Genomic DNA, 1,247 nt, shown 5'->3' with positions numbered 1-1,247 from the left:
CGCGTCTCCGGGCCGCAGCCGCAGCAGGTCGCCGCGACTCCCGCCGCTCTGCGGGCAGCACGGGGCGCACATCCCGGCACCGCTGAGGTATCGACCGTGGAGGCGGGCCATTCGGCTGACGCGCCCCCTCTGCCCACCCGGAGAAGCCGGACGAAGTCTTTCCGTCCGCCACACGAGCGGGAGCAAACCCCCCTAGCCGCAGCGACGCCCCTAGCCGCAGCGACGCCCGGGCTCGCAGCCGCTTTCCGCAACGGCCTCCAGGCCGGCGGCGCCGCTGGCTCCCCTCCTGCCTCGGTAGAACACCCCACCCCCTGACCCGTCCGTTCCCGGTGGCCCGGCACATCGGCTGGCCCTTCCCCCTTCTGGAGCGACCCTTATGAGCACCCACCCCACGATGAGCAACGTGACCGACGGCACGCCCGCATCCGCGACGACCACCAGCGGACAGCGGGACGACATGGCCTGGCTGCTCCGTCAGTTCACCTCCGAGACGCTGGGTGTCACGCACGCCGTCCTGCTCTCGCGCGACGGACTACGGCTGCTGGACAGTGACGTCGACAAGGACTGGGCGGACGAGCTGTCCGCCGCCTTCAGCGGGGTTGCCTCCCTCGCGGCGAATATCACCGGCCCCAGCCACAAGAAGAGGCAGGCGCGGCAGGTCATCATCGAGCGGGACGACTGCCTGTTCTTCGTCCAGAGCGCTGGGCGCAGCGCGGTCTTCGACACCCACCCCGGTGCCGAACGCGGTGAGGTGCACACCATCCTCGCCGTCATCGCCACCAGGGATGCCGACGCGGGCACCGTCGGGTTCGAGATGGGCCGCCTCGTCCAGAGGTTCGCTCCGTACATGGTGACCCCCGTCCGTGTCGGCACGGGCGGAGAGGTCCGGTGACCACGTTCGGTCGCGCGGCCGCGGCCGAGGAGTCGGCGTTCGTGCGGACCTACACCCTCACGCGCGGGCGTACCAAGCCGCGGCACCTGCTCGGTCTGGAAACCGTGCTGGAAGCCGGGCCGGGCAGGCCCGGCCCGGCGCAGGCCGAGGAGTGCGGGGAGATTCTCGCCCTGTGCCGGCAGCGCCGACGGTCGGTGGTCGAACTGGCGGGCCGACTCGGCCGACCCGTGACCGCCGTCAAAGTGCTCGTATCCGATCTCCTTGACGCCAACGCCCTCGTCGTCCCCCTGACCCACCCCTATGCCGATACCGGCGAAGGGTCCGGTCCGACTCCCCAACTGCTGGCAGCCCTTTC

Annotated in this window: 2 protein-coding genes; both read left to right on the top strand. The window is 71.2% G+C overall.

The window, feature by feature from the left end; all coding sequences use genetic code 11:
• The first annotated feature begins 376 nt into the window (after positions 1–376).
• Entirely contained in the window at positions 377–892 is a 516-nt protein-coding gene (locus IF99_RS0130225) for a roadblock/LC7 domain-containing protein (protein ID WP_031001691.1), read from the top strand.
• A partial coding sequence (locus IF99_RS0130220) for a DUF742 domain-containing protein (protein ID WP_031001689.1) occupies positions 889–1,247 on the top strand: 359 nt, incomplete at its 3' end. The genes IF99_RS0130225 and IF99_RS0130220, both read left to right, overlap by 4 nt.

Source organism: Streptomyces sp. NRRL F-5630 (genome assembly GCF_000719475.1).
In the GTDB taxonomy this organism is placed as follows: Bacteria; Actinomycetota; Actinomycetes; order Streptomycetales; family Streptomycetaceae; genus Streptomyces.
This window is presented reverse-complemented; position numbering and strand designations above follow the sequence as displayed.

Bases quoted from the DNA above. Each gene is read 5' to 3' on its own strand.
- IF99_RS0130225 (WP_031001691.1), top strand. From the start codon at position 377: ATGAGCACCCACCCCACGATGAGCAACGTGACCGACGGCACGCCCGCA.